Consider the following 21,743-nt stretch of genomic DNA (forward strand, 5'->3'; position numbering starts at 1 on the left):
GGAGGTCCGGCACGTGGCGCGGAGATCGGGAGAGGGTACGGCGTCGGCGGCGGCTTGCGAAGGGCGGTGGGCGGATGGGGACCCGCTCAGTGCAGGCGCACCAGCTGGTTGCCGCGCGCCGAGGCGACCATCGCCTCGATGACCGCGACGCCGTTCAGCGCCTGGGCGTTGCTCACCGGATACGACCCGCCGGCGACGAAATCCGCAAACGCCTCCAGCTCGGCGCGCTCCATGTCGGTGCGCTCCAGCGGGATCCTCTCGGGCTCGCCCTCCAGGGTGCAGACGGTCAGGTCGGAGGGGCCGCGCATCTCCATCCAGCCCTTGCTGCCGGTGACGGCGACCCGCCAGATCTCGGCGGTGGCCTGGTGGGCGGCGATGTAGCCGGTGACGCCGCTGCCGAAGCGCAGCAGCGCCGAGGTGACGTCGTCGACGTCGACGGCGATCTCGCGGTGCTCGCTGTAGGCGAACACCGAGATCACCGGCCCGGCCATGGAGATCAGGCTGTCGAGGGCGTGGATGCCGCGCGGCGTCATGGCGCCGGCGGGGCATTCGTCGCGGTCGGCGCGCCAGGCACCCGGCTTCAGCCGATAGCCGGACGGCCCGGAGAACTGCCCCTCGACGTGCAGCAGCTCGCCGATCTCGATTTCGTGGACCCGCCGCAGCATCTCCAGGTAGGCCGGGGCGAAGCGCCGGTTGAAGCCGTGGGCGAGCTTGACGCCGGCCGTGCGGCAGGCGGCGACGATCGCCTGGGCGTCTTCCTTGGTGGTGGCGAGCGGCTTTTCGACCAGCACGTGCTTGCCGGCTTCGGCGGCGGCGATGGCGTGCGGGCGGTGCTGGCGGTGCGGCGTGGCGATCACCACCGCTTCGATGGCGGGATCGGCGAGGATGGCGTCGTAGGTGGTGACGGGCAGGCCGAAGCGGTCGCCGAAGTCGGCATGCCGGTCCGGATCCTGGCTGCCGGCCGCGACGAAGCGCAGGCGGCTGCTCTTGCCCTGGACGGAGTCCACCAGACGGGCGGCCCACCTGCCGGGCCCGAGGATCGCCGTAGTCAGCATCGCTGCTCCTCCGCGGTATCGAATCCGGAGCCATGATGGATCGACCAGGGGAGTCCACCGGTCGGAAGGGGCTCTGGAACCGGTCGCGAGAGAAGCCGAATCCGACCGGCCCGTCCAAGACTTTCGCCCAAGCGCTGCGCCCGGATTTCCGTCTGCGTCGCCTTCAGGCGTTGCCGGCCGGCGCCCCGGGCTCGAAGAAGCCCGCCACCCGGGACGAGGTGGCGTCGGGATCTGCGGCGACGGCACGGTAGAGCTCGGCGACGGCGTCGTAGATGGCGGTGCCGGCCTCTGCATCGCCGGTGAACGCCCCGATCTCCTGCATCTCGGCATCCCACCGATAGGCCTTGGGCGGCATTTTGGGCACCTGGCGGGCGAGCCAGGCGAGCAGCTCGGGCTGGCTGGCGGCGAGTTCGGCCTGCAGGGTGCCGGCAACGCCGCCGCGCCCGGCGGCCAGGATCATCGCGGTGCCGATGGCGGTCAGCCCCTTGGTGATGCCGGCATAGGACATCTTCATGGCCGAGGCGGTGCCGATGCCGCCGTCCATGGGCGAGATGCGCAGGCCGAAGTCGGCGAGCCGGGCGAATGCCTCGACGTCTGCCGGCGTGCCGGAGGCATAGAACACCGGACCCTTGCCGTCGGGCTTCGGCGGCGCGCCGATGATGCCGGCATCGACGACGCGGCCACCGGCCGCCGTCACGATCGCGGCGATCTCGGCCATGGTGGCGGGCGACACGGCGTTGCAGTCGACGAACACCGGCCTGCGCGGGCCGGCGTCGAGGGAGGGGGCGAGGGCGCGGGCAAGCGCCACGGCGTCGCCCGGCGGGAGGATCGACAGCACGAGGTCGGCCTCGGCGAGCGCGTCGAAGGCGACCGGGGTCATGCCGGCGGTTTCGGCCCGCCTGACGGTCGCCTCGGAGCGGCCCTCGAGGCACGTGGTCACGCGGGCGCCGTTGTCGACGAGCCGGCGCGCGACGCCGCTGCCCATCATGCCTGGCGCGACGATGGCGATGTCGGGAGCGGTCATGGTCACCTCCTCGGTTTGGGGCACGCGTCCGGCTATGACCGGTTGCGGCGGGCATCCAGGCAGGGGTCTAGCATATCCGGACGCATTCGGCCGCCGCCAGATCGGGACCGCCCCAGGGCGTTGCCTCAGCCTGCCCGCGCGGCCTGCAGGCGGTCGCGTTCGATGTCGGGGAGCAGGGCGGCAAGGATGCCGATCGCCGGCAGGAAGGCGCAGACCTCATAGACGAACTGGATGCTGGTGCGGTCGGCCAGCAGGCCCATCAGGGCGGCGCCGATGCCGCCGATGCCGAAGGCGAGGCCGAAGAACAGGCCCGACACCATGCCGACCCTGCCGGGCATCAGCTCCTGGGCATAGACGACCATGGCGGAGAAGGCCGAGGCGATCACCACGCCGATGACGACGCTGAGGCCGATGGTGAGCGGCAGCCCCGCATACGGCAGGACCAGGGTGAACGGCAGCACGCCGAAGATCGACACCCGGATGACCGTCTTGCGGCCGATCCGGTCGCCGACCGGGCCGCCGATCAGGGTGCCGATGGCAACGGCGGCGAGGAAGACGAACAGGTAGATCTGCGCCTGTCCCTCCTCGAGCCGGAAGCGTTGCATGAGGAAGAAGACGTAGTAGCTGGTGAAGCTCGCCAGATAGAACCATTTCGACACCAGCAGGCTGATCAGGATCGCCATCGCGCGGCGCACCTCGCGCGGCGGCAGGTGGCTCCGGTCGACCGGCGTGCCGCGGGGCCGCGGCCGCGCGTGACCGGTGCGGGAATACCAGCGTCCGAGGCCGGTGAGCACCACCATGCCGGCAAGTGCGGCCAGGGCGAACCAGGCGATGCTGCGCTGGCCGTGGGGCAGCACGAAGAAGGCGACCATCAGCGGCCCCAGCGACGTGCCGACGTTGCCGCCGACCTGGAACAGCGACTGGGCGAGGCCGTGGGCGCCGCCCGAGGCGAGGCGGGCCAGGCGCGAGGCCTCCGGGTGGAAGATCGACGAACCCACGCCGAGCAGCACCGCGCCGCCGAGCAGCATCGCATAGGAGTGGGCGTAGGCCAGCATCATCAGGCCGGCGAACGACGAGCCCATGCCGAACGGCAGCGAATAGGGAAGCGGCCGGCGGTCGGTGTAGAGGCCGACCAGCGGCTGCAGCATCGATCCGGTCGCCTGGTAGGTCAGCGTCAGCAGGCCGATCTGTCCGAAGCTGAGGTCGAAATTGCCCTTGAAGATGGGATAGGCAGCCAGAAACACCGACTGCATCATGTCGTTGAGCATGTGGCAGAAGCCGGCGGCGCTCAGGACGGAAAAGGCCGTCGGCGTGGCCTTCGGCCGCTCGATGGTGATGTCGCTCATGAGAGGTCGCTTCTTCCCTGTCGCGCAGGCGTTGGCCGCCGCTTCGAGCCACGTCCCGTTCAGATCGGAGCGATCGGACCGAACAGGATCGGCTCTGGTCGTGAACCCGGGGCCGCTTTCGAGGGTCCAGATGGGTCCATCCGGCCGGAGTGGGCTCTGGCTGACCCCATCATGCGGACTGGACGACGGCCCGCCACCCGCATAGGGTCAATCTCTTACGCGAGTGGGCCATGATGATCCGCGGCGAGCTGCGCCAGTCCTATCGGGAAGTGCCGCGACCCGTGGTGGCCCTGGGCGGCGACTATCCGGACGGCCACCTTGTTGACGCTCATTATCATCACCGCGACCAGCTCCTGTACGGGTCGACCGGCGCGGTGATGGTGGCGACGCCCGAAGGTGCGTGGATGATGCCGCCCCAGCGCGGCATGTGGATCCCGGCCGGCACCGTCCACGAGGTGCAGATGCTGGGTGACGTGCGCATGCGCAGCCTCTATCTGGAGCCCGGCGCCGTCGCCGGCATGCCGGACCGCTGCCAGGTGGTGGGCATCTCGGCGCTGATGCGCGGGCTGCTGGCCGATGCGGTGACGGTCCCGGCCACCTACGACGTGGAGGGCCGCGACGGCGCGCTGATGGCGCTGATCCTGCACGAGATCCGCCTGCTGCCGCCGCTGCCGCTGTCGTTGCCGCTGCCGCTGGACGGCGCGCTGGCGCGCCGCTGCCGGGCGTTCCTGGCCGATCCGACGCCCCACGACACCATCGACGACTGGAGCGGCGCGCTCGGCGTCTCGCGCCGCACGTTCACCCGGCAGTTCCGGCGCGAGACGGGGCTGAGCTTCGTCGCCTGGCGCCAGCAGGCCTGCCTGATGGCGGCGCTGCCGAGGCTGGCGGCGGGCCAGCCGGTGACCACCGTGGCGCTCGACCTCGGCTACGACAACCCGGCCGCCTTCACCGCCATGTTCCGGCGCATGCTGGGCGCGTCGCCGAGGGCCTATTTCGAACGTCGCTGATCGGGAGAACGGGTTGTGAGGTCGGGGGGAGGAAGGTCTTGAGGATCGCGGTGATTGCCGACATCCACGGCAACCGGCCGGCGCTGGAGGCCGTGCAGGCCGATCTGGCGGCGCGGGGCGGGGCGGACCTCCTCGTCAACCTCGGCGACTGCACCTCCGGTCCGCTGTGGCCGCGCGAGACGATCGAGCTCCTCGCCACCCTCGACGCGGTCACGGTGCGCGGCAACCACGACCGTCAGGTGGCGACGCTCTCGCCGGAGCGCATGAACGCCTCCGACCGGTTCACCGTCGAGGCGATCTCGCCGGCGCAGCGGTCCTGGCTCGGGGCGCTGCCGTTCGATGCGAGGGTGGCGGACGGGATCGTCGCGATGCACGCGTCTCCCGCCTCGGACACGCGCTATCTCATGGATCGCATTCAGGACGGGGAGCTGGTGCGCGACCGCCACGAGGCGATCGCGGCGCGTCTGGGCGATCGGGTGGAGGCCGGCGTCGTGCTGACCGGTCACAGCCATCGCGCGGACATGGTGCGCCTCGACAGCGGGGTGACGATCATCAATCCGGGCTCGGTCGGCTGCCCGGCCTACGACGACGACGACCCGCCACACGTCTCGGACTCCGGCTCTCCGCACGCCCGGTACGCCATCGTCACGCCGGACCCCGACGGCCTGCCGGCGGTGCTGTTCGTCGCGGTTGCCTACGATCACGAGGCGGCGGCGCGGCGCGCCGATGCCTGCGGGCGGCCAAACTGGGCGGCCGCCTTGCGGACCGGGTTCGCCGTGCGGCCGGGCTGAGACGGTCGCGGTCAGATCCCGCCGTCGCTGACCCGCCGTGCCGTCGCCATCGGGCAGCGCACGAACTCCGTGCCGGACCGGGACAGAAGCGACCCGATCGGCGGCGGCAGCTCGGCCTCGCAGAAGACGGTGGTGACCTGGTCGATGCGGCCGCCGTGGACGTGCGCGGCCCGGCCGAACTTGGAGGCATCGAGGACCAGGAACGACCGGCGGCAGCTTTCCAGCATCGCCTGGCGCGCCCGCACCTCGTCCTGGGTGAAGTCCAGGAGGGACCCGTCGTCATCGACGCCGCCGACGCCGAACACCGCGATGTCGACCTTGTAGGCGGCAAAGAACGTCTCCGAGCCGCCGCATACGTCCAGGTCGTTGGTCCGCACGGTGCCGCCGGCGATCGCCACCTCGAAGTTGGTGTTGCGGGCCACCGTGAGCGCGATCGGCAGGTTGTTGGTGATGATCTTCATGCGCTGGCGGGTCAGCAGCGCCTCCGCCACCATCTGCGGCGTCGTGCCGATGCCGAACGAGATCGAGCTGCCGTCGGGAATGTGGCGGGCGACCTCGCGGGCAATCGCGAGCTTGGCCTCCCGGTTCTGCACCTGGCGATCGTGGAAGGTGGCATTGCCCCTGAGGGTGGCCGGAACGACGCCGCCGTGGCGCCGGCGCGCGGCGCCCTGCTCGCACAGGCCGTTGATGTCCCGGCGGATCGTCTGGGTGGTGACGTCGAAGCGGACGGCCAGCTCCTCGACGCTCACGAAGTCCCGTTCCTTCAGCATCTCGGTGATCGCTGACTGCCGGGATTCGGCGTTGCCGGTCATGCTCATACGAAAATTGCCCTCGTTCTCAGAAGCGGCAATAGCGCCGAGATATGACACTTGAGCGACACGCCATACATGGCCATGCGGCGCCCGGGCGGGTATCGTGCTTCGGTGCTCAGCATTTCGCAAAATGAAAATGCAGGGCCGAGGGAGGCGACATGAATGTTCATATGAACGTCATGCAGACGACACGAGACCGTTACTGAACGCCTCTACTCAGCCGGCTGTTGGAGAGGAGGCGTCGATGACGCGCGAGCGGGACGAGCGGATCTTGTTGACGGCGAGGCAGGGCGCGGCGACGCCGTCCGCCGATACCGCGGGTCCGCGTGCCGACGCCGGTGGGCCTGCGGATGGGCGGGCATGACGGCGCCCACACCGTTCATCCGTCTGACCGGGCTCACCCGCGCCTTCACCGCCAAGTCGGGCGTGCACGACGTGAGCGTCGACATCGCCAAGGGGGCGTTCGTCGTGCTGCTCGGGCCGTCGGGCTGCGGCAAGTCGACGACGCTTCGGCTGATCGCCGGTCTGGAGGCGCCGGACGCCGGCCGCGTCGAGATCGACGGCCGCGACGTCACCGACCTGCCGCCGTCCGAGCGCGGCCTGTCGATGGTGTTCCAGTCCTACGCGCTGTTTCCCCATCTTACCGTCGCCGAGAACATCGTCTTCGGCCTGAAGGTGCGCGGAGTCTCCAGGCGAGATCGCGCCGTCCAGCTCGCCGAGGCGCTGCGCCTCACCGGGCTTGAGGGCCTGGAGGACCGCAAGCCGTCGCGGCTGTCCGGCGGCCAGCGCCAGCGCGTGGCGCTCGCCCGCGCCGTCGTCGCCGGCCATCCGCTGTGCCTGATGGACGAGCCGCTCTCCAACCTCGACGCCAAGCTGCGCCACTCGGTGCGCCAGGAGATCCGCGAGCTCCAGCAGCGGCTCGGCATCACCGTCGTCTACGTCACCCACGACCAGACCGAGGCCATGAGCATGGCCGACGTGGTGATCCTGATGCGCGACGGGCAGATCGAGCAGATGGCGAGCCCGGCGGAGATTTATGCGCGTCCGGCCACCGCGTTCACCGCGAGCTTCGTCGGTTCGCCGCCGATGTCGGTCCTGCCGCTGGACATCCTGCCCGAGGCGCAACGCCCCGAGGCCCACCGCCGCGGCGACGCGATGTTCGGCGTGCGCGGCGAGGACATCGCGTTCGTGGCGCCCGGCGAGGGGCGCCTCGACGCCGAGGTGGTGTCCCACGAATTCCTCGGGGCCGAGACGTTCGTGACGGTCCGCACCCGGGCCGGCGACGCGCTCACCGCCCGCATTCCCCGGCGCTGCGAGCTGGCGGCCGGCACCCCCGTCGGCCTCAGCTGGCCGGCCGAGGCCCTGCACTGTTTCGACCGCGCGTCCGGCCGACGGCTCGCCGACGCGCGTCCCCCAGATCGTCCGGCACCGACGCCGACCGCCGGTCGAGACCGCCTGCCATCCCCTCACGGAGACCCTTCCCGATGAACAAGCTCCTGACCAGTCTCATGGTCGCCACCGCGCTCACCGCCTCCGCCTTTCCGGCGTCGGCCGAGCAGACCAAGCTGACCATGTACTATCCGATCGCCGTGGGCGGTGCGCTCACCGAGGTCGTCGACGGCATGATCGAGGGATTCGAGGCCGAAAACCCCGACATCGACGTCGAGGCGATCTATGCCGGCAACTACGACGACACCCGCATCCGCGCGCTGTCGGCGATCAACAGCGGCGAGGCCCCGCAGCTCTCGGTGCTGTTCTCCATCGACGCCTACGACCTGATCGAACAGGACCTGATCGTGCCGTTCGACGACGTGGTGAAGGGCGAAGAGGGCCAGAAGTGGCTCAACAGCTTCTACCCGGCGCTGATGAAGAACGGCCAGATCGACGGCAAGACCTGGGGCATCCCGTTCCAGCGCTCGACCATCGTGATGTTCTACAACAAGGACATGTTCAAGGAGGCCGGCCTCGACCCGAACGCGCCGCCGACCACCTGGGAAGAGATGGTCACCGACGCCAAGGCGCTGACCAAGGACGGCCGCTGGGGCCTGATGGTGCCGTCGACCGGCTACCCGTACTGGATGTTCCAGTGCTTCGCGATCCAGAACGGCAAGGAGCTGATGAACTCCGCCGGCACCGAGACCTACTTCACCGATCCGAAGGTGGTCGAGGCGCTGGAATTCTGGCGCGGGCTCGCCACCGACGCCAAGGTGATGCCGGAAGGCACCGTCGAGTGGGGCACGCTGCGCCAGGCCTTCCTGCAGGGCCAGACGGCGATGATGTGGCACACGACCGGCAACCTCAGCGCCGTGAAGAAGGACGCCACCTTCGACTTCGGCGTCGCCATGCTGCCGGCCAACGTGCAGCCGGGCTCGCCGACGGGCGGCGGCAACTTCTACCTGTTCAAGGGCTCCGACGAGGCCGAGCAGCAGGCTGCCCTGAAGCTGGTGCAGTACATGACCGCGCCGGAGCGTGCTGCCGAATGGTCGATCGCCACCGGCTACGTCGGCGTCAGCCCGGCCGCCTACGAGACCAAGGCGCTGCAGGACTACGCCAAGGACTTCCCGCAGGCGCTGGTCGCCCGCGATCAGCTGGAAGTCGCGATCCCGGAGTTCTCGACCTATGAGACCGCCCGGGTGCGCGAGTCGCTGAACAACGCCATCCAGGCGACCCTGACCGGTTCGAAGAGCGCCGAAGAGGCCCTCGGCGAGGCGCAGGCGACGTCCGACCGGCTGCTGAAGCCCTTCCAGTAAGGCCTCCGCAGGACCACCCGACAGCACCGGCCGGGGGCGGCGACCGCTCCCCGGCCGGCCTTTTCCGTTTCAACAGCCCGGCGGATTGCGACCATGGCGAGCGACGAACGACGGCGGATATCGCTGTATGCGCTGATGCTGCTGTCGCCGGCGCTCATCCTGTTGACGATGTTCGCCTTCGCGCCGACGGTGATGACGCTCTGGGCGAGCCTGTTCTCGCGCGGCACGTCGCGGCGGCCGTCGGTGTTCGTCGACGTCCAGAACTACGCCGACCTCGCCGCCGACCCGGTGTTCTGGCAGGTGGTCGGCAACAATCTCCTCTACGCCGGCGTCACCGTTCCGCTGTCGATCGCCATCGCGCTGGGCATGGCGCTGTGGGCCGATGCGAAGATGCCGGCCCGTGGCTTCGTGCGCGTCGCCTATTTCACCCCGACCATGCTGCCGATGATCGCCGCCGCCAATCTGTGGCTGTTCTTCTACACGCCGGGCTTCGGCCTGCTGGACCGAATCGGCGGACTGTTCGGCGCCGGCTCGGTCAACTGGCTCGGACAGCCGGAAACCGCGCTGTGGGCGATCATGGCGGTGACCGTCTGGAAGGAGGCGGGCTTCTTCATGATCTTCTACCTGGCCGCCCTGCAGACCATCCCGCCGGAGCTGAAGGAGGCCGCCCGCATCGAGGGCGCCGGCCGTTGGACCTACACGAGGCGCATCGTGCTGCCGCTCCTGATGCCGACGACGCTGTTCGTGCTGGTCAACGCGCTGATCAACTCGGTGCGCCTCATCGACCACCTGTTCATCCTCACCAAGGGCGGGCCCGACAACGCCTCCAAGCTGATCCTCTACTGGATCTGGGAGATGGCGTTCTCCTATTTCGACGCGCCCCACGCCGCCGCGATGACCGTGCTTGTGCTGGTTGTGCTGGGTATCGTCGCATCGATCCAGTTCGGCGTGATCGACCGCAAGGCGCACTACCGATGAGGACCTGGCCGCAGAAGGCGGACTTCGGCGCCGCCATGCCGGGCGGCGCCGATCATCGGTTCGGTTCGACGGGCTCAGTCGGAGCCGAACGCCACGAAGGAGAAGCCGGCGTCCGAGGTGTTGCCGTGCACGTCGGTGATCAGCACCTCGCACATGTTCTCGGCCATGATGTTGAGGCCGATCGTGTGGCCCGCTCCCCACGGTGTCGCCTGGGCGCCGGAGCCCGCCGCGAATCCGTCGGCGTAGTGGACCACGTACATCCCCTTTGCCTTGTGCTCGCAGCTCTTGATGTTGTGTGCACCGTTCAGCGATCCGTTCTCCGCAACCGTTGCGGACGCGATTGCCAGTCCCATGGTGATCTCCTTTCGATCCAACCGATTGCCAGGGGAAATGTCGAACGCCAGCGACGCAACTCGTACGATAGTCCAATTTCCAATATTCAATTAATAATCGCAACAGCGATGATGCAGACCGACCGGAAATTGCGGGACCGGAAGGGAGCCGGCCGATGACCGCGTCCGCCCACGCAGCACCTCCCGCCGTTGCCCGGCGGGGCCGGACGCGGCCCCGTTTCAGCCTCGACGCCGTCGGCGCCATCCTGCTGGCCGTGGTCTGGATCTCGCCGCTGCTGTTCGCCGCCTGGGCGGCGTTTCATTCCGCCACCGCCGCCGTCTCCCTCGATCCGTGGGCGCCGTGGACGCTGGAGAACGTCCGGACGGTCTGGGCGGGCGCGCCGTGGCTCGGCTACTTCCTCAACACGGTGCAGCTGGTGAGCCTGGTGCTGGCCGGGCAGTTCCTGCTGTGCACGCTGGCCGGCTTCGCCTTCGCCCGGTTCGCGTTCCCCGGCCGCGACATCCTGTTCGTGCTGGTGCTGCTGCAGTTGTTCATCCTGCCGGAGGTGCTGATCGTCGAGAACTACGCCATCGTCTCCAGCCTGGGGCTGTTCGACACGACGCTCGGCATGGGGCTGCCCTACATGGCGAGCGCCTTCGGCATCTTCCTGCTGCGCCAGGCGTTCAAGTCGGTGCCGCGCGAGCTGGAGGACGCGGCCCGGGTGGAGGGATGCTCGTGGATGGGCGTCCTGTGGCGGGTCTACGTGCCGGTGGCGCGGCCCACCTATCTCGCCTACGGGCTGGTCTCGGTGGCGACCCACTGGAACAACTTCCTGTGGCCGCTGATCATCACCAATTCCGCCGAGGTCCGGCCGCTGACGGTGGGGCTGTCGCTGTTCGGCGCGCCGGAGAGCGGCGTCGACATCTCCGTCATCAGCGCCGCGACGCTGATGGTGATCGCGCCACTGCTGGTGGCGTTCCTGATCTTCCAGCGCCAGTTCCTGCAGGCGTTCCTCACCGCCGGCATCAAGTGATGCCGGGCCGGTTCGGGCCCGCCTAGCGCTTGCTGAACCGGTAGAGGACGCAGGGCTGGCGCAGCTCGAAGCCGCCGTCGACGGCGGTGGAGACGCGGGCGAAACGCTCGGCCACGGCCGCCACGACCTCGGGCCGCGCGGCGCGCTCGGCACGGGCGGCGTCGACCTCCACCGCATCGCGGATCATCGCCTCGTGGGAGGCATGGATGCGGGCGATCTCGTAGGCGGCGGTGTCTTCCAGCACGAATGGCGCCGGCGGCGCGGCGAGCAGCGCCTGGGCCGTGGTGCGCACCACCGTCTCGTCCTCGATCGGTGCCAGCACCTCGCTCATCGGCCCGGTCGGCAGGGGCTCGATGGCGACGAGCGTGCCGTCCGGCGTGAGCACGCGGGCGGCCTCGGCCAGCACCGTGCGCTGCATGTGCGCCGGCACGTGGTGGAAGGAGAACACGAAGCAGGCGCAGTCGAAGGAGGCATCGGCGAAGGGCAGGGCGCTGCCGTCGCCGAGCGCGATCCGCTCCCGCTCGATGCCGGCGGCGACGGCGCGCTCGAGCGTCTCCTCGGCGACCTCGAAGCCGCGGGCGTCGGCGCCGCCCTTCAGGAGCTCCTTCATGAAACCGCCCGAGCCGCAGCCGATGTCCAGCACGCGCTTGCCCGCGACCGGCACCCGGGCCGAGAGCATCGCGAAATGGGTCTGCGGCGGCGTCGGCGTGGCGGTGGCGGTGTCCATCTGGTGTCTCCGTGCGTGACCGGCCCTGGCGTCCGCCCGTTTGTGACCGATGGCGCCCGCGCCGGCAATGGCCCGCGCGCCTGACCGGATGACGAACCGGCCGCGTTGCGTCATGCTTGCGTCCGGGCGGCCCTGCCGCCGCAACCCCGACGCAGAAGCAGGGCGAGGCGAATGGATTTTTCCTACAGCGAGGAACAGGCGGCGATCCGCGAGATGGCGGCGGGCTTTGCCGCCGAGGAACTCGCGCCGCACGCCGTCGACTGGGACCGGGAGAAGATCTTTCCGGTCGACACGCTGCGCAAGGCCGCCGCCCTCGGCATGGGCGGGATCTACGTGGGCGAGGACGTCGGCGGGTCCGGGCTGTCGCGGCTCGAGGCGGCGCTGATCTTCGAGGCGCTGTCGACCGGCTGTCCGTCGGTGGTGGCCTATCTGTCGATCCACAACATGTCGGCGTGGATGATCGACCGCTTCGGATCGGAGGCCCAGCGCGCGGCCTTCCTGCCCGATCTCTGCGCCATGACCACCATGGCGAGCTACTGCCTGACCGAGCCGGGTGCCGGCTCCGACGCGGCCGCCCTCAGGACGAAAGCGGTACGCGACGGCGACGCCTACGTGCTCGACGGCCAGAAGCAGTTCATCTCCGGGGCGGGGGCGAGCGACGTCTACGTGGTGATGGTGCGCACCGGTGCTGACGGGCCGAAAGGCATTTCCACCCTGATCGTTCCGCGCGACACGCCGGGCATGAGCTTCGGCGCCAACGAGGCGAAGATGGGCTGGAACGCCCAGCCGACGCGCGCGGTGATCTTCGAGGGGGCGCGGGTGCCGGTGGACAACCGCCTCGGCGCGGAGGGAGACGGCTTCAGGATCGCCATGGCCGGCCTCGACGGCGGCCGGCTCAACATCGCCGCCTGCTCGCTGGGCGGGGCCCAGTCGGCGCTGGACAGGACGGTCGCCTACATGGCCGAGCGCTCGGCGTTCGGCCGGGAGCTCAGGGAATTCCAGGCGCTGCAGTTCAAGGTGGCCGACATGGCGACCGAACTGGAGGCGGCCCGCACCTTCCTGTGGCGGGCCGCAAGCGCGCTCGACGCCAAGGCGCCCGACGCCACGCGGCTCTGCGCCATGGCCAAGCGCTTCGTCACCGACGTCGGCTTCGAGGTGGCCAACGAGGCTCTGCAGCTTCACGGCGGCTACGGCTACCTGGCGGAATACGGGCTTGAGAAGATCGTCCGCGACCTGCGCGTCCACCAGATCCTGGAAGGCACCAACGAGATCATGCGGATGATCGTCGCCCGCGACCTCCTCGGGGTGAGGTGACCCGATTGGCACGTGCGCGCGGGACGCCGCCTCAGAGCGTGAGGTCGGCGGTCGCCGTCATCTCGATCCGCATGCCCGGCGCGACCAGCCCGGCGACGACGAGGCTGGCGCGATTGGGGTAGGGCGGCGCGAAGAAGCGCGCGTATACCCGGTCGACGGGCGCCATGTCGGCCACATCCAGCAGGAAGATCTGCACCTGGACCACCTGGTCGAGCCGGCCGCCGACCTCCGTGAGCGTCTTCTGAAGATTGGCGATGGTGAGCTCCGCCTGCTCCTCGATCGAGCCTAGGAGAATGGTGCCATCGTCCTGCACCGGGCCGTGGGTGGCGTAGAGCATGTCGCGGGCGCGGATTGCCCAGGAGAACGGCTGGCCGGGGGGCGGCAGTCCGCCGGTCACGTGCTGCTTCATCGCGTTTCCTCCCTCATCCGGGCGAGATCCCGGTACCAGCCGTGCGCCGGATCGGTGAGCGCCAGGTGGGTGCCGAAGTGGTTGGCGTCTTCGAGACGGGTCCGGTGCGGGAGCCTCGGGCCTCAGGTCGAGGATGCCGCTGATCGGCACGCAGCCATGAAATGCGCTCTTCGCAACGTGCGCGATCAAAGACGCGAGTGGCCCCGGGGCTGTTTCACAACATGCAAGTAGGGCGTGAGGGAGATCTGCCGCCCAGGTTGCAGGACCGCGCCTGAAGTCACCGCGCCCGCGAAATCATTGGGTGCGGGTGCGCAGCAGCATGGCGGCAAGCTCGGTGCGGTTGCGGGCACCGGCGCGGCGGCACAGGTTGGTGACGTGTTCCTTCACCGTCTGGTCGGAGATGCCCATTTCCCGGGCGATCGTCTTGTTGGTCTGTCCCATGCACAGGAGCCGCGCCACCTGCGCCGAGCGCGGCGGCAGATCCATGGAGAGACAGGTGTCGCGGCACACGGCCGGCAGCGCGCCCGACGCGTAGGTGCGCGGCGCGGACCGATCGTCGGTGGCGACCGGATGGTCGTCGAGGTCGCCGCTGCGCACCAGCGCGGTCAGCGCGATCGAGGAGGCCCGACACAGGAGCGCCATCTGCTGCTTCATGCGGTCGGAGTAGGGGCCGTCCCGGTCGCCGTTCGCCGTGTAGAAGACGCCGACGATGGCATCCTCGCAGCGCAGCGGCCCGCACATGTTGTGGCCGAACCCCCAGGAATGCAGGAGCTCGTACGACGCGCTTCTCGACCAGGACAGCGGCCCGAAGAACGAGGCGCCGTCCACGACCTGGCCCGTGCTGCGAATGCAGTCGATGATGGGATCCGACTTCGCCATGCCGCGGCTGTAGTCGTCCAGGAAGCCCCTTGGGGTGTGGTAGCTGTAGAGCAGCCGGGGCTCTTCGGCGACCAGATAAAGCCCGATCGTGGGGGAGCCGCTCAAGCGCACGATCGCGCGCCGGCACGCCTCGCCCAGCCCCCCCAGGGAGCGGCTTTCGGCGATCGTCATGAGGCTGTCCGCGAGCAGGCCCGCAGTCGCCGTGTCACGATAGTCTCGAACCCCCGGCATCATCCCCTCCCGAGTACCAGTTCGAACAGGCCAGGCCTCCCCTCGCTCCCCAGCGCCCAGCGGGCGTAAGTCCGAGTTGAGCGTCCCCCGGAAGGTTTCTTGGATCAGGCGGCGACACCTGATCGACAATCGATGCGCCGGAAGAACTCCATCCTGCGGCCGACATGAAAGTCTGGCCAAGCGTTCTTTGCGGTCGAGCCCGAATTGTTCGCAGACCTAGCTCATGGAATGAACTGGGCACAGTTCCCGTCAGACTAGTCGGCTTTCCGCAAGCGCCGCAGCCCCCCATGCGGGGGGATTGCCGATCAGGGCGCGGCGGCCCGAGCATTCCCGTCACTGGAGACCTGGAAAGCGCCGCCCCCTTACTTGGCGGCGGCGCCAGACAGGCAGGCAAAAAACAGCGCGCCGCGCCGGATCGCACCGTTTTTCCGCCTTCTGAGCCGCGCGCGGCCTCGCCGATAGCGCGGTCGGCGGACGATCCGATTGTTCTGGAGGACCCCAAACGATGAGTTTGTCCCTGGCCACCGCCATTCCGCACGCAGCGCCCGATGCGGCCGAGCTCCACGCGCGCCTCGACGCTCTGTTGCCGCTGATCGAGGCCAAGGCCGAGGAGGCGGAAAAGCTCGGCCACATGACCGACGAGGTGGTCGCGGCGCTGCGCGAGGCCGGCATCTACACGATGCTGTTCCCGAAGGAGGTTGGCGGTTCCGAGCTCTCCCATTTCGAGGCGATGAAGCTCGTCGAGCGGCTCTCCTATGCCCATGCCTCCGCCGGGTGGTGCTCCATCGTCAACAACATGGAGGGCACCACCATGGCTCTCTACATCGAGGACGCGGGGATCGCCGAGGTCTTCAAGGACGGGGTGGACATCACCATCGCCGGCAACGGCGTGCCGCGCGGGTTCGCCCGCCCGGTCGATGGCGGCTACATGATCAAGGGCAAGTGGGCCTACGCCAGCGCGGTCCAGCACGCCGAATGGATCCACACCGGCTGCTTCATCACCGACGATGCCGGCGCCATGGTGATGCAGTCCAACGGCCAGCCGAAGATCGTCATCTGTCACCATCCGCGCTCGACGATCGAGCTGCTGGGCAACTGGGACGTGCTCGGGCTCCGGGCGACCGGCAGCTACGACTACAAGCCGGCCGACGCCGAAGAGATCTTCGTGCCGACGCACATGACCTACGACTTCGACATCGGTGCGCCCCGCCGCGGCGGGTCGCAGGGGGTGCTCGGGCTCGCAGGCTACAGCGCCTGGGCGCACACGAGCTGGGCGATCGGAGTGGGCCGGCGCGTTCTCGACGAGCTGGTGAAGGTGATCGTCCAGCGCTCCGATCCGTTCGGCAAGTCGGCCTAGAGCGCCAGCTTCAAGTTCCAGTTCGCCCAGGCCGAGGCCCGTTTCCGGGCGGCGCGCGCGCTCACCTACGAGACGTGGCGCGGCATTTCGGAGACCTGCGCGGGAGGCGAGGCTCCCTCCCAGGAACAGATGACCATGGCGAAGCTGACGCTGCGTCACGTCCACGACGTGATCTCCGAGGTCGGTACATTCGCCCATCGCGCGGCGCGCGGCGCGTCACTGCACAACACGCCGATGCAGCGCTTCTACCGCGACATCCATGCCGGCACGCAGCACATCCTGCTGGCCGACCAGATCGTCGAAGAATGCGGCCGTGCACTGATGGGCCTCCCGGATCCGGACGCCCAGTGGACCGTGTTCGGCGTCGCCGGATGATCGCGGCGGCCGGGCACGATCAGGCCTCAGGGGGCGGCTCGGGTCGGGTCGTCGCATTCTGCGGAACGAGCTGGCGGCCGGCCAAGGCGCGGCTGCTGGTCGAGGCGGTGGCGCGCGACCTTTACCACCGCCACGGCCTCGAAGCGGAGATACTCGATCTGGTCGATGCAGGACCGGGCATCGCCGCCTTCACCCGCGCAGCCCTGGGCGCAGAGGCGCTCAGGGTCGTGGAGGCCATCGAGCAGGCCGACGCGCTGATCATCGGCAGCCCGGTCTTCCAGGGCTCCTATCCAGGCCTCTTCAAGCACGTGTTCGACCTCATCGCGCCGGGCGCGCTCAAGAACTGTCCGGTGTTGCTCACCGCATGCGGCGGCGGGCTCCGCCACTCGCTGATGGTCGAGCACCAGCTGCGCCCGCTGTTCGGCTTCTTCGAGGCCTCGACCGTGTCGACCGCCGTCTACGCCGGCGCGGTCGACTTCGTCGACGGGCGGCTGGAGACGCCGGCCATGCATGCGCGCATCGCCGATGCCGTCGACCAGTTCGCCGCGCTTCTGACCCGCCGCCACGCGGCGGCTGCCTGAGCCGGGCGCGGCACCCGCCGCGGCCGCAGCCATCACCGGACCGATCCACGACAGGGGGACTTTCCAGGCATGACCGCCAGCGCAACCCGACCCGGCCTCGACCTGACCGGCTTCACCCAGGCCGAGCACGACATCAACGGTGTCAGGACGGTGGTCCTGTCGATCGGCGAGGGACCGGCGCTGGTCTTTCTCCACGGCACCGGCACCTTCACCGGCTTCGAGGCCGCGCGGGACTGGGCGGCCTCGCACACGGTGCTGATTCCCTTCCATCCCGGTTTCGGGCTTTCCGGTGACGGCGAGGGCATCGACACCATCGAGGACTACGTCCTGCACTACATGGACCTGTTCGACCGGCTGGGCCTCGCCACGCTCGATCTGGCGGGCTTCTCTCTGGGCGCCTGGATCGCGGCCGAGTTCGCCATCCGCCAGCCGGAGCGGGTGCGACGCCTCGTGCTGATCGGCCCGGCCGGTCTGGTCGACGAGGAGGTGCCGGCGCCGGACCTGTTCCAGATCGCGCCGCCGGAACTGCCGTCCTATCTCGCCCACGATCCGGCGGCGGCACTGCGCTATTTCCCGTCCGAGCCGGACCCCGACTTCGATGCCGCCCTCGGCCGCGAGATCGGGTCGCTCGCCAAGCTTGTGGCCGCCAATCCCCAGGGCAACCCGAAGCTCGCCCGCTGGATCCACCGCATCTCGATGCCGACGCTGCTGCTGTGGGGAGCCGCGGACAGGTTGCGGCCCACCGGTCAGAGCCGGACGTGGCTGCGGCTTCTCCCCGACGCCCGCCTCGAGCTCGTCGAGGCAACGGGCCACCTCGTCCTGGAAGAGACACCCGCCTCCGCCCGCATCGTCACCGATTTCCTGGCCGGCTGATCCGGCCTGCTTGCTCAGAGGACAATGCACAATGATCGACATGCCACCCGGCATCACGGACGCAGCGAACGCCTACGACCAGGCTGTCTGGGACATCCTCGGCCAGACCTACACGCTCAAGCAGGTCTCCACGGCATCGATGGCCTGGCACGCCAAGTTCCCGCCGGGCACCTTCGTGCCGCCGCACGTGCACCCGACCCAGGACGGGTTCGTCTACGTGCTGGGCGGTCGCTACGATTTCTGGCTCGACGGCAAGGATTTCACCGCGACCGCAGGGGACCTCGTGCGCATGCCGATGGGCATCCCGCACGGGATCTTCAACAAGTCCGACGCCGACGCGACCAGCCTGTTCTGGGTCGCTCCGACCCGCTCGCTGCGCGAGCTCTTCGAGCGCATCCACAACGTGCCAGATCCGGCCGAGGTGGTTCGGATTGCCGCCGAGCACGAGGTGGACTTCCTTCCGCCGCCAGCGTGAGCCGCCGGCGGGAGACGGACGACCAACAGACAAAACGAGGGGTCAGAGGATGAACTGGGAAAGTCTTTCCGCGGTCGACAAGGCGCGGGTCAAGCGGTGGCAGGTCGGGATGCTCGTTCTCGCCCTCGTCTGCGAGATATTCCTCGCGGCGGATTGGTACGCCTTCGCCGCCGTTGTGCCGTTCATTTCCGAATCGCTGGGGCTGAACCCGGCGCAGGCCGGGCTTGCCCAGGGCATCTTTGCGCTCACCTACGGCATCGGAATGGTGGTCTGGGCCCCCTTCAGCCGCAAGGTGTCGGCCCGCACGCTCCTGCTGATCGGCCTCGCCGGAACCGGCCTTGGAATGGTGCTGCAGGTGTTTGTCGAGAACTACACGCAGCTGCTCATTCTGCGCCTGGTCATCGGCTTCTTCGACGCAGCGATCTTTCTCGGCAACATGAAGCTGATCTTCGACTGGTTCCCGCAGCGCCGGCGCGGCGCCATCATCGGGATGATCCTTGCGGCCTACAGCCTCGCCATCACCCTCGACTTCGCCCTCGGCATTCCGCTCACCATCGCGGTGGGCTGGCGCACCTTCTTCGCGGTGCTGGCGATCGGCACGCTCATCGTGGCGGTGATCGACATGGTCGCGGTGAGGGCGGGCCCGGCAGGCATCGGCTACACCGGATTCCGCTGGGAAGACGAACCGCTGGCGGCCCATCTGCCCGTGGCGGAGGTGTTCCGCTCCAAGTGGATCGCCGTCGGCGGTTTCGGCATCGCGGCCTGCACCTTCGCCATCGCGGGCACCGCGACGTGGGTCGTGCCGACCTTCATCGCAGTGCAGAACATGCCCGTGCAGTCGGCGGCGCTGATCGGCACCCTGATGGGGCTGTCACAGGTGGTCTTTCTGGTGATCGGCGGCTACATGGCGGACAATCTCGGCAAGACGTTCATGATCAAGCTGACGGCGTTCCTGGCGCTGCTGGTGGCCGTCATGTTCCTGTCGAGCGCGGTCTATCCGCTGCCGTTCAGCGCGCTGGTGCTCTACGCGGTCCTGAGCGGGGTGGCGGTTCTCGGCGGCGGGGCGATTTTCTCGCTCCTCAGTGAGAAGTACCACGACAGCCTGGCAACGGCCGCGGTGGGGTATGCGGAAGTATTCGGCATCCTGTCGAGCTTCGCATCGCCCTGGCTGATGGGCGCGATCATCAACAGCTCGGGCGGCTTCGCCGGCGCCTTCGTCGCGTTTGCGATCATCGAGGCGCTGTTCCTGGTCGTGCTGCTGGTGCTCGCCCGGGAGACCCGTCCGAGCGGAATGGCGGCGCAGCCCGCCGAATAGCCCGTCGGCTCGGCCGTCGCTGCGACACCGTCACGCCCCGGCGCACCTCGCACCGGGGCGTGACGTCGTTTCCTCATGGTGTGCAAGCGGGATAGGAAGGGAAGCTGCCAGCCGACCGCAGCGATCGAACGGACGAAGGCACCTTGCGATGATCGCCTCGCTTCTCTCCCTGTTCGGGTTCTCCGCGAAGGCGACGGGGGCCTCGGGCGTCGACGGGGTCGTCGGAACCTGGGTGGTGACGGCCCCGGAGGCGCCGTTCCCGCACCACATGTTCGTCTTCAACGCGGACGGGACGATGCAGCAGTCGAACCCCGATGCCGGCAATGCCACCACCAGCGACAGCGACGGCAAGGGCATCTGGATGCGCAGGGAGGGGCGGGTCATCGGCAAGTTCGTGGAGTTCACCGCGGACCGCCAGACCCACAGGCTGGTCAGCCGCGGCGAGGTCTCCTTCGAGATCGAGGTGTCCGGCGACCGGCTGGCGGGAACCGCGTCGGCGCGGTTCTACGATGTCGACGACAGGCTGCTGCGGGGCCCGTTGCCGACGCCGCTTGCGGGCAGGCGCGTGACGCTCCCCTGACGGGTGGGCCGTCGGCGCGCCGCCGTCACGCCTCGAGTGCCAGCACCGTCTTGCCGCGGGCGTGGCCCGCTTCGGAGTGGAGCTGCGCGGCGACGAAGTCGGTGAACGGCATGACCTGCTCCACTACGGTCCGGATCCGGCCGTCGGCGACGCGGGCGACGAGGGCGGCAAGGGCCTCCGGGTCGGGCTGCACCATCGCCTTGACGACGCGCACGCCGAAATCCGCGCCGCGATCCTCGTAGGGCTCGGCGCTCAGGCAGACCAGGGTGCCGCCCTTCTTCAGGACCGAATAGCTGCGGCGGTGGACGTCGCCGCCCACCGTGTCGAAGACGACGTCGATGTCGGCGAGCTGGTCTTCGAAGCGTTGCCGGTCGTAGGCGATCACCTCTGACGCGCCGAGGGCGCGCACGAAGTCGACGTTGCGGGTCGAACAGGTGGCCGCCACCCAGGCGCCGCGCTCGCGGGCGATCTGGACGCCGAGCGTTCCGACGCCGCCGGCGGCGGCGTGCACCAGCACCCGCATGCCCGGTCCGACCGCTGCATCGTCGACCAGCGGGATCCAGGCGCTCAGCCCCGCGAGCGGCAGCGACGCGGCGTCCACGAACGACAGGGCATCCGGGATCGGCACCGCAATGTCCGCCGGCAGCACGATCTGTTCCGCCCAGGTGCCGACGCCGCGGCTGGCCAGGAAGCAGACGCGCTGGCCGATGCGCCCGGCATCGACGCCGTCGCCGACGCCGGCGATCACGCCGGCCCCGTCCCGCCCGGTCCCGGCGGGAAACGCGAGGGGCATCGCGGCCCGCAGCGCGCCGGAACGGATCTTCCAGTCGACCGGATTGACGCTGGCGGCCCGCACCTCGACCAGGACCTCGCCCGGGCCCGGCGTGGGGGCTTCGATCCGGTCGGCGGTCAGCACGTCGGCGGCGCCGTACGCGGCGTAGCGGATGGCGGTGATCTCGGTCATCGGTGTCGCGTCCATTCGTTGCGGCGAGGGGTGTTGAAGGCGGGCGGCGGAGCGTCCGTCACCCGGTGGCGGAGGCCCGCAGGTGCGTGATCAGCGCCTGCACGGCGATGGGGTAGCCTTCCGGCCCCAGCCCGATCACGCACCCCGTCACGGCGGCGGCGAGTGGCGCGTGATGGCGGAAGGCCTCGCGCTTGAAGACGTTGCTGACGTGGACCTGGATCGCCGGTCGGCCGACGGCGACCAGCGCATCGAGGATGCCGATGGAGGTGTAGGAGAGGCTGCCGGCATTGATGACGATGCCGTCGGCCGTCGTCCGCGCCTCCTGGATCCAGTCGATCAGCGCGCCTTCGTGGTTGGACTGGTGGAAGACGAGGCTGGCGCCGAGGTCCGCGGCCCTCTCCCGGCAGCGGTCGGCGATGTCGGCAAGGGTGAGCGTGCCGTAGGGGCCGCCGGGGTCGAGCCCGTAGAGATTGGTGTTGGGGCCGTTGAGAACGGTGATGCGCAGCGGCGGCCGTGACTCCATCGGCTTTCTTT

At 69.3% G+C, this 21,743-nt stretch carries 23 protein-coding genes and 1 pseudogene; 14 read left to right on the forward strand and 10 right to left on the reverse strand.

The window, feature by feature from the left end:
• Positions 1-86: 86 nt before the first annotated feature.
• From ACSSVZ_RS01690 to ACSSVZ_RS01700, 3 genes are all read right to left on the reverse strand, one after another.
• Positions 87-1,055 (reverse strand): Gfo/Idh/MocA family protein, encoded by a 969-nt coding sequence (locus ACSSVZ_RS01690; protein WP_453967861.1) that lies wholly within the window; start codon positions 1,053-1,055, stop codon positions 87-89.
• A 163-nt stretch (positions 1,056-1,218) separates the two neighbouring features.
• The gene (locus tag ACSSVZ_RS01695; RefSeq protein ID WP_453967862.1) at positions 1,219-2,079 is read right to left on the reverse strand and encodes a DUF1932 domain-containing protein; all 861 of its coding nucleotides are present in this window, start codon (positions 2,077-2,079) and stop codon (positions 1,219-1,221) included.
• Between the two features lie 125 nt (positions 2,080-2,204).
• Entirely contained in the window at positions 2,205-3,425 is a 1,221-nt protein-coding gene (locus ACSSVZ_RS01700; RefSeq protein ID WP_453967863.1) for an MFS transporter, read from the reverse strand.
• Between the two features lie 230 nt (positions 3,426-3,655).
• On the opposite strand from ACSSVZ_RS01700, the gene ACSSVZ_RS01705 reads away from it, so the two are divergent.
• Both ACSSVZ_RS01705 and ACSSVZ_RS01710 read left to right on the forward strand, forming a co-directional pair.
• The gene (locus tag ACSSVZ_RS01705) at positions 3,656-4,432 is read left to right on the forward strand and encodes an AraC family transcriptional regulator (RefSeq protein WP_453967864.1); all 777 of its coding nucleotides are present in this window, start codon (positions 3,656-3,658) and stop codon (positions 4,430-4,432) included.
• A gap of 38 nt (positions 4,433-4,470) precedes the next feature.
• Positions 4,471-5,223 (forward strand): metallophosphoesterase family protein, encoded by a 753-nt coding sequence (locus tag ACSSVZ_RS01710; RefSeq protein WP_453967865.1) that lies wholly within the window; start codon positions 4,471-4,473, stop codon positions 5,221-5,223.
• Between the two features lie 11 nt (positions 5,224-5,234).
• Here ACSSVZ_RS01710 and ACSSVZ_RS01715 read toward each other — a convergent pair whose 3' ends face one another.
• Positions 5,235-6,041 (reverse strand): DeoR/GlpR family DNA-binding transcription regulator, encoded by an 807-nt coding sequence (locus ACSSVZ_RS01715; RefSeq protein WP_453967866.1) that lies wholly within the window; start codon positions 6,039-6,041, stop codon positions 5,235-5,237.
• Between the two features lie 354 nt (positions 6,042-6,395).
• Between ACSSVZ_RS01715 and ACSSVZ_RS01720 the strand changes: the two genes are divergently transcribed.
• The 3 genes from ACSSVZ_RS01720 (at position 6,396) to ACSSVZ_RS01730 (ending at position 9,763) form a co-directional block, all read left to right on the forward strand.
• Complete coding sequence (locus tag ACSSVZ_RS01720; RefSeq protein ID WP_453967867.1) at positions 6,396-7,523, forward strand: ABC transporter ATP-binding protein; 1,128 nt, start codon at positions 6,396-6,398, stop codon at positions 7,521-7,523.
• A complete protein-coding gene (locus tag ACSSVZ_RS01725) occupies positions 7,520-8,785 on the forward strand; it encodes an ABC transporter substrate-binding protein (protein ID WP_453967868.1) in 1,266 nt (421 codons plus the stop codon). Before ACSSVZ_RS01720 ends, ACSSVZ_RS01725 begins: the two co-directional genes overlap by 4 nt.
• 93 nt (positions 8,786-8,878) lie before the next feature.
• Positions 8,879-9,763 (forward strand): carbohydrate ABC transporter permease, encoded by an 885-nt coding sequence (locus ACSSVZ_RS01730; protein WP_453967869.1) that lies wholly within the window; start codon positions 8,879-8,881, stop codon positions 9,761-9,763.
• Between the two features lie 74 nt (positions 9,764-9,837).
• Here ACSSVZ_RS01730 and ACSSVZ_RS01735 read toward each other — a convergent pair whose 3' ends face one another.
• On the reverse strand, positions 9,838-10,116 hold the full coding sequence (locus tag ACSSVZ_RS01735) for a hypothetical protein (protein WP_453967870.1): 279 nt from the start codon (positions 10,114-10,116) through the stop codon (positions 9,838-9,840).
• Between the two features lie 155 nt (positions 10,117-10,271).
• On the opposite strand from ACSSVZ_RS01735, the gene ACSSVZ_RS01740 reads away from it, so the two are divergent.
• Complete coding sequence (locus tag ACSSVZ_RS01740) at positions 10,272-11,129, forward strand: carbohydrate ABC transporter permease (protein ID WP_453967871.1); 858 nt, start codon at positions 10,272-10,274, stop codon at positions 11,127-11,129.
• Between the two features lie 22 nt (positions 11,130-11,151).
• On the opposite strand, the gene ACSSVZ_RS01745 is transcribed toward ACSSVZ_RS01740, so the two are convergent.
• Positions 11,152-11,856, reverse strand: a complete 705-nt coding sequence (locus ACSSVZ_RS01745) for a class I SAM-dependent methyltransferase (RefSeq protein ID WP_453967872.1) — start codon at positions 11,854-11,856, stop codon at positions 11,152-11,154.
• Between the two features lie 171 nt (positions 11,857-12,027).
• Between ACSSVZ_RS01745 and ACSSVZ_RS01750 the strand changes: the two genes are divergently transcribed.
• A complete protein-coding gene (locus ACSSVZ_RS01750; protein ID WP_453967873.1) occupies positions 12,028-13,170 on the forward strand; it encodes an isobutyryl-CoA dehydrogenase in 1,143 nt (380 codons plus the stop codon).
• A 31-nt stretch (positions 13,171-13,201) separates the two neighbouring features.
• Here the strand turns inward: ACSSVZ_RS01750 and ACSSVZ_RS01755 are convergent, their stop codons facing one another.
• Both ACSSVZ_RS01755 and ACSSVZ_RS01760 read right to left on the reverse strand, forming a co-directional pair.
• Complete coding sequence (locus ACSSVZ_RS01755) at positions 13,202-13,579, reverse strand: RidA family protein (RefSeq protein ID WP_453967874.1); 378 nt, start codon at positions 13,577-13,579, stop codon at positions 13,202-13,204.
• A 294-nt stretch (positions 13,580-13,873) separates the two neighbouring features.
• The gene (locus ACSSVZ_RS01760) at positions 13,874-14,629 is read right to left on the reverse strand and encodes a LuxR C-terminal-related transcriptional regulator (protein WP_453967876.1); all 756 of its coding nucleotides are present in this window, start codon (positions 14,627-14,629) and stop codon (positions 13,874-13,876) included.
• A 565-nt stretch (positions 14,630-15,194) separates the two neighbouring features.
• On the opposite strand from ACSSVZ_RS01760, the gene ACSSVZ_RS01765 reads away from it, so the two are divergent.
• From ACSSVZ_RS01765 to ACSSVZ_RS01795, 7 genes and pseudogenes are all read left to right on the forward strand, one after another.
• Positions 15,195-16,046, forward strand: a complete 852-nt coding sequence (locus ACSSVZ_RS01765; RefSeq protein WP_453967877.1) for an acyl-CoA dehydrogenase family protein — start codon at positions 15,195-15,197, stop codon at positions 16,044-16,046.
• A gap of 18 nt (positions 16,047-16,064) precedes the next feature.
• Positions 16,065-16,421, forward strand: a pseudogene (locus tag ACSSVZ_RS01770) (acyl-CoA dehydrogenase family protein); the annotation flags it as partial.
• A complete protein-coding gene (locus tag ACSSVZ_RS01775) occupies positions 16,418-17,002 on the forward strand; it encodes an NAD(P)H-dependent oxidoreductase (protein WP_453967878.1) in 585 nt (194 codons plus the stop codon). The pseudogene ACSSVZ_RS01770 and the gene ACSSVZ_RS01775, both read left to right, overlap by 4 nt.
• A gap of 69 nt (positions 17,003-17,071) precedes the next feature.
• The gene (locus ACSSVZ_RS01780) at positions 17,072-17,875 is read left to right on the forward strand and encodes an alpha/beta fold hydrolase (protein ID WP_453967879.1); all 804 of its coding nucleotides are present in this window, start codon (positions 17,072-17,074) and stop codon (positions 17,873-17,875) included.
• A 31-nt stretch (positions 17,876-17,906) separates the two neighbouring features.
• Positions 17,907-18,350 carry a cupin domain-containing protein gene (locus ACSSVZ_RS01785; RefSeq protein WP_453967880.1) on the forward strand — a complete coding sequence of 148 codons (444 nt, stop codon included), beginning with the start codon at positions 17,907-17,909 and terminating at the stop codon, positions 18,348-18,350.
• Between the two features lie 49 nt (positions 18,351-18,399).
• Positions 18,400-19,665 carry an MFS transporter gene (locus ACSSVZ_RS01790; protein ID WP_453967881.1) on the forward strand — a complete coding sequence of 422 codons (1,266 nt, stop codon included), beginning with the start codon at positions 18,400-18,402 and terminating at the stop codon, positions 19,663-19,665.
• A 148-nt stretch (positions 19,666-19,813) separates the two neighbouring features.
• Positions 19,814-20,245, forward strand: a complete 432-nt coding sequence (locus ACSSVZ_RS01795; RefSeq protein WP_453967882.1) for a hypothetical protein — start codon at positions 19,814-19,816, stop codon at positions 20,243-20,245.
• A gap of 25 nt (positions 20,246-20,270) precedes the next feature.
• Here the strand turns inward: ACSSVZ_RS01795 and ACSSVZ_RS01800 are convergent, their stop codons facing one another.
• Together ACSSVZ_RS01800 and ACSSVZ_RS01805 are read right to left on the reverse strand one after the other, a co-directional pair.
• On the reverse strand, positions 20,271-21,209 hold the full coding sequence (locus ACSSVZ_RS01800) for an NADP-dependent oxidoreductase (protein ID WP_453967883.1): 939 nt from the start codon (positions 21,207-21,209) through the stop codon (positions 20,271-20,273).
• Positions 21,210-21,267: 58 nt separating this feature from the next.
• Positions 21,268-21,732, reverse strand: a complete 465-nt coding sequence (locus tag ACSSVZ_RS01805; RefSeq protein ID WP_453967884.1) for a type II 3-dehydroquinate dehydratase — start codon at positions 21,730-21,732, stop codon at positions 21,268-21,270.
• Between the last annotated feature and the right edge of the window lie 11 nt (positions 21,733-21,743).

The sequence above is a fragment of the Amorphus sp. MBR-141 genome (genome assembly GCF_053628695.1).

What these genes read in the sequence shown, in the direction of transcription:
- ACSSVZ_RS01725 (WP_453967868.1), top strand. Translation starts at nt 7,520, where the DNA reads ATGAACAAGCTCCTGACCAGTCTCATGGTCGCCACCGCGCTCACCGCC.
- ACSSVZ_RS01720 (WP_453967867.1), top strand. Translation starts at nt 6,396, where the DNA reads ATGACGGCGCCCACACCGTTCATCCGTCTGACCGGGCTCACCCGCGCC.
- ACSSVZ_RS01735 (WP_453967870.1), bottom strand. Translation starts at nt 10,116, where the DNA reads ATGGGACTGGCAATCGCGTCCGCAACGGTTGCGGAGAACGGATCGCTG.
- ACSSVZ_RS01800 (WP_453967883.1), bottom strand. Translation starts at nt 21,209, where the DNA reads ATGACCGAGATCACCGCCATCCGCTACGCCGCGTACGGCGCCGCCGAC.
- ACSSVZ_RS01755 (WP_453967874.1), bottom strand. Translation starts at nt 13,579, where the DNA reads ATGAAGCAGCACGTGACCGGCGGACTGCCGCCCCCCGGCCAGCCGTTC.
- ACSSVZ_RS01695 (WP_453967862.1), bottom strand. Translation starts at nt 2,079, where the DNA reads ATGACCGCTCCCGACATCGCCATCGTCGCGCCAGGCATGATGGGCAGC.
- ACSSVZ_RS01715 (WP_453967866.1), bottom strand. Translation starts at nt 6,041, where the DNA reads ATGAGCATGACCGGCAACGCCGAATCCCGGCAGTCAGCGATCACCGAG.
- ACSSVZ_RS01730 (WP_453967869.1), top strand. Translation starts at nt 8,879, where the DNA reads ATGGCGAGCGACGAACGACGGCGGATATCGCTGTATGCGCTGATGCTG.
- ACSSVZ_RS01745 (WP_453967872.1), bottom strand. Translation starts at nt 11,856, where the DNA reads ATGGACACCGCCACCGCCACGCCGACGCCGCCGCAGACCCATTTCGCG.
- ACSSVZ_RS01780 (WP_453967879.1), top strand. Translation starts at nt 17,072, where the DNA reads ATGACCGCCAGCGCAACCCGACCCGGCCTCGACCTGACCGGCTTCACC.
- ACSSVZ_RS01765 (WP_453967877.1), top strand. Translation starts at nt 15,195, where the DNA reads ATGAGTTTGTCCCTGGCCACCGCCATTCCGCACGCAGCGCCCGATGCG.
- ACSSVZ_RS01795 (WP_453967882.1), top strand. Translation starts at nt 19,814, where the DNA reads ATGATCGCCTCGCTTCTCTCCCTGTTCGGGTTCTCCGCGAAGGCGACG.
- ACSSVZ_RS01750 (WP_453967873.1), top strand. Translation starts at nt 12,028, where the DNA reads ATGGATTTTTCCTACAGCGAGGAACAGGCGGCGATCCGCGAGATGGCG.
- ACSSVZ_RS01805 (WP_453967884.1), bottom strand. Translation starts at nt 21,732, where the DNA reads ATGGAGTCACGGCCGCCGCTGCGCATCACCGTTCTCAACGGCCCCAAC.
- ACSSVZ_RS01700 (WP_453967863.1), bottom strand. Translation starts at nt 3,425, where the DNA reads ATGAGCGACATCACCATCGAGCGGCCGAAGGCCACGCCGACGGCCTTT.
- ACSSVZ_RS01760 (WP_453967876.1), bottom strand. Translation starts at nt 14,629, where the DNA reads ATGACGATCGCCGAAAGCCGCTCCCTGGGGGGGCTGGGCGAGGCGTGC.
- ACSSVZ_RS01740 (WP_453967871.1), top strand. Translation starts at nt 10,272, where the DNA reads ATGACCGCGTCCGCCCACGCAGCACCTCCCGCCGTTGCCCGGCGGGGC.
- ACSSVZ_RS01790 (WP_453967881.1), top strand. Translation starts at nt 18,400, where the DNA reads ATGAACTGGGAAAGTCTTTCCGCGGTCGACAAGGCGCGGGTCAAGCGG.
- ACSSVZ_RS01705 (WP_453967864.1), top strand. Translation starts at nt 3,656, where the DNA reads ATGATGATCCGCGGCGAGCTGCGCCAGTCCTATCGGGAAGTGCCGCGA.
- ACSSVZ_RS01785 (WP_453967880.1), top strand. Translation starts at nt 17,907, where the DNA reads ATGATCGACATGCCACCCGGCATCACGGACGCAGCGAACGCCTACGAC.
- ACSSVZ_RS01775 (WP_453967878.1), top strand. Translation starts at nt 16,418, where the DNA reads ATGATCGCGGCGGCCGGGCACGATCAGGCCTCAGGGGGCGGCTCGGGT.
- ACSSVZ_RS01690 (WP_453967861.1), bottom strand. Translation starts at nt 1,055, where the DNA reads ATGCTGACTACGGCGATCCTCGGGCCCGGCAGGTGGGCCGCCCGTCTG.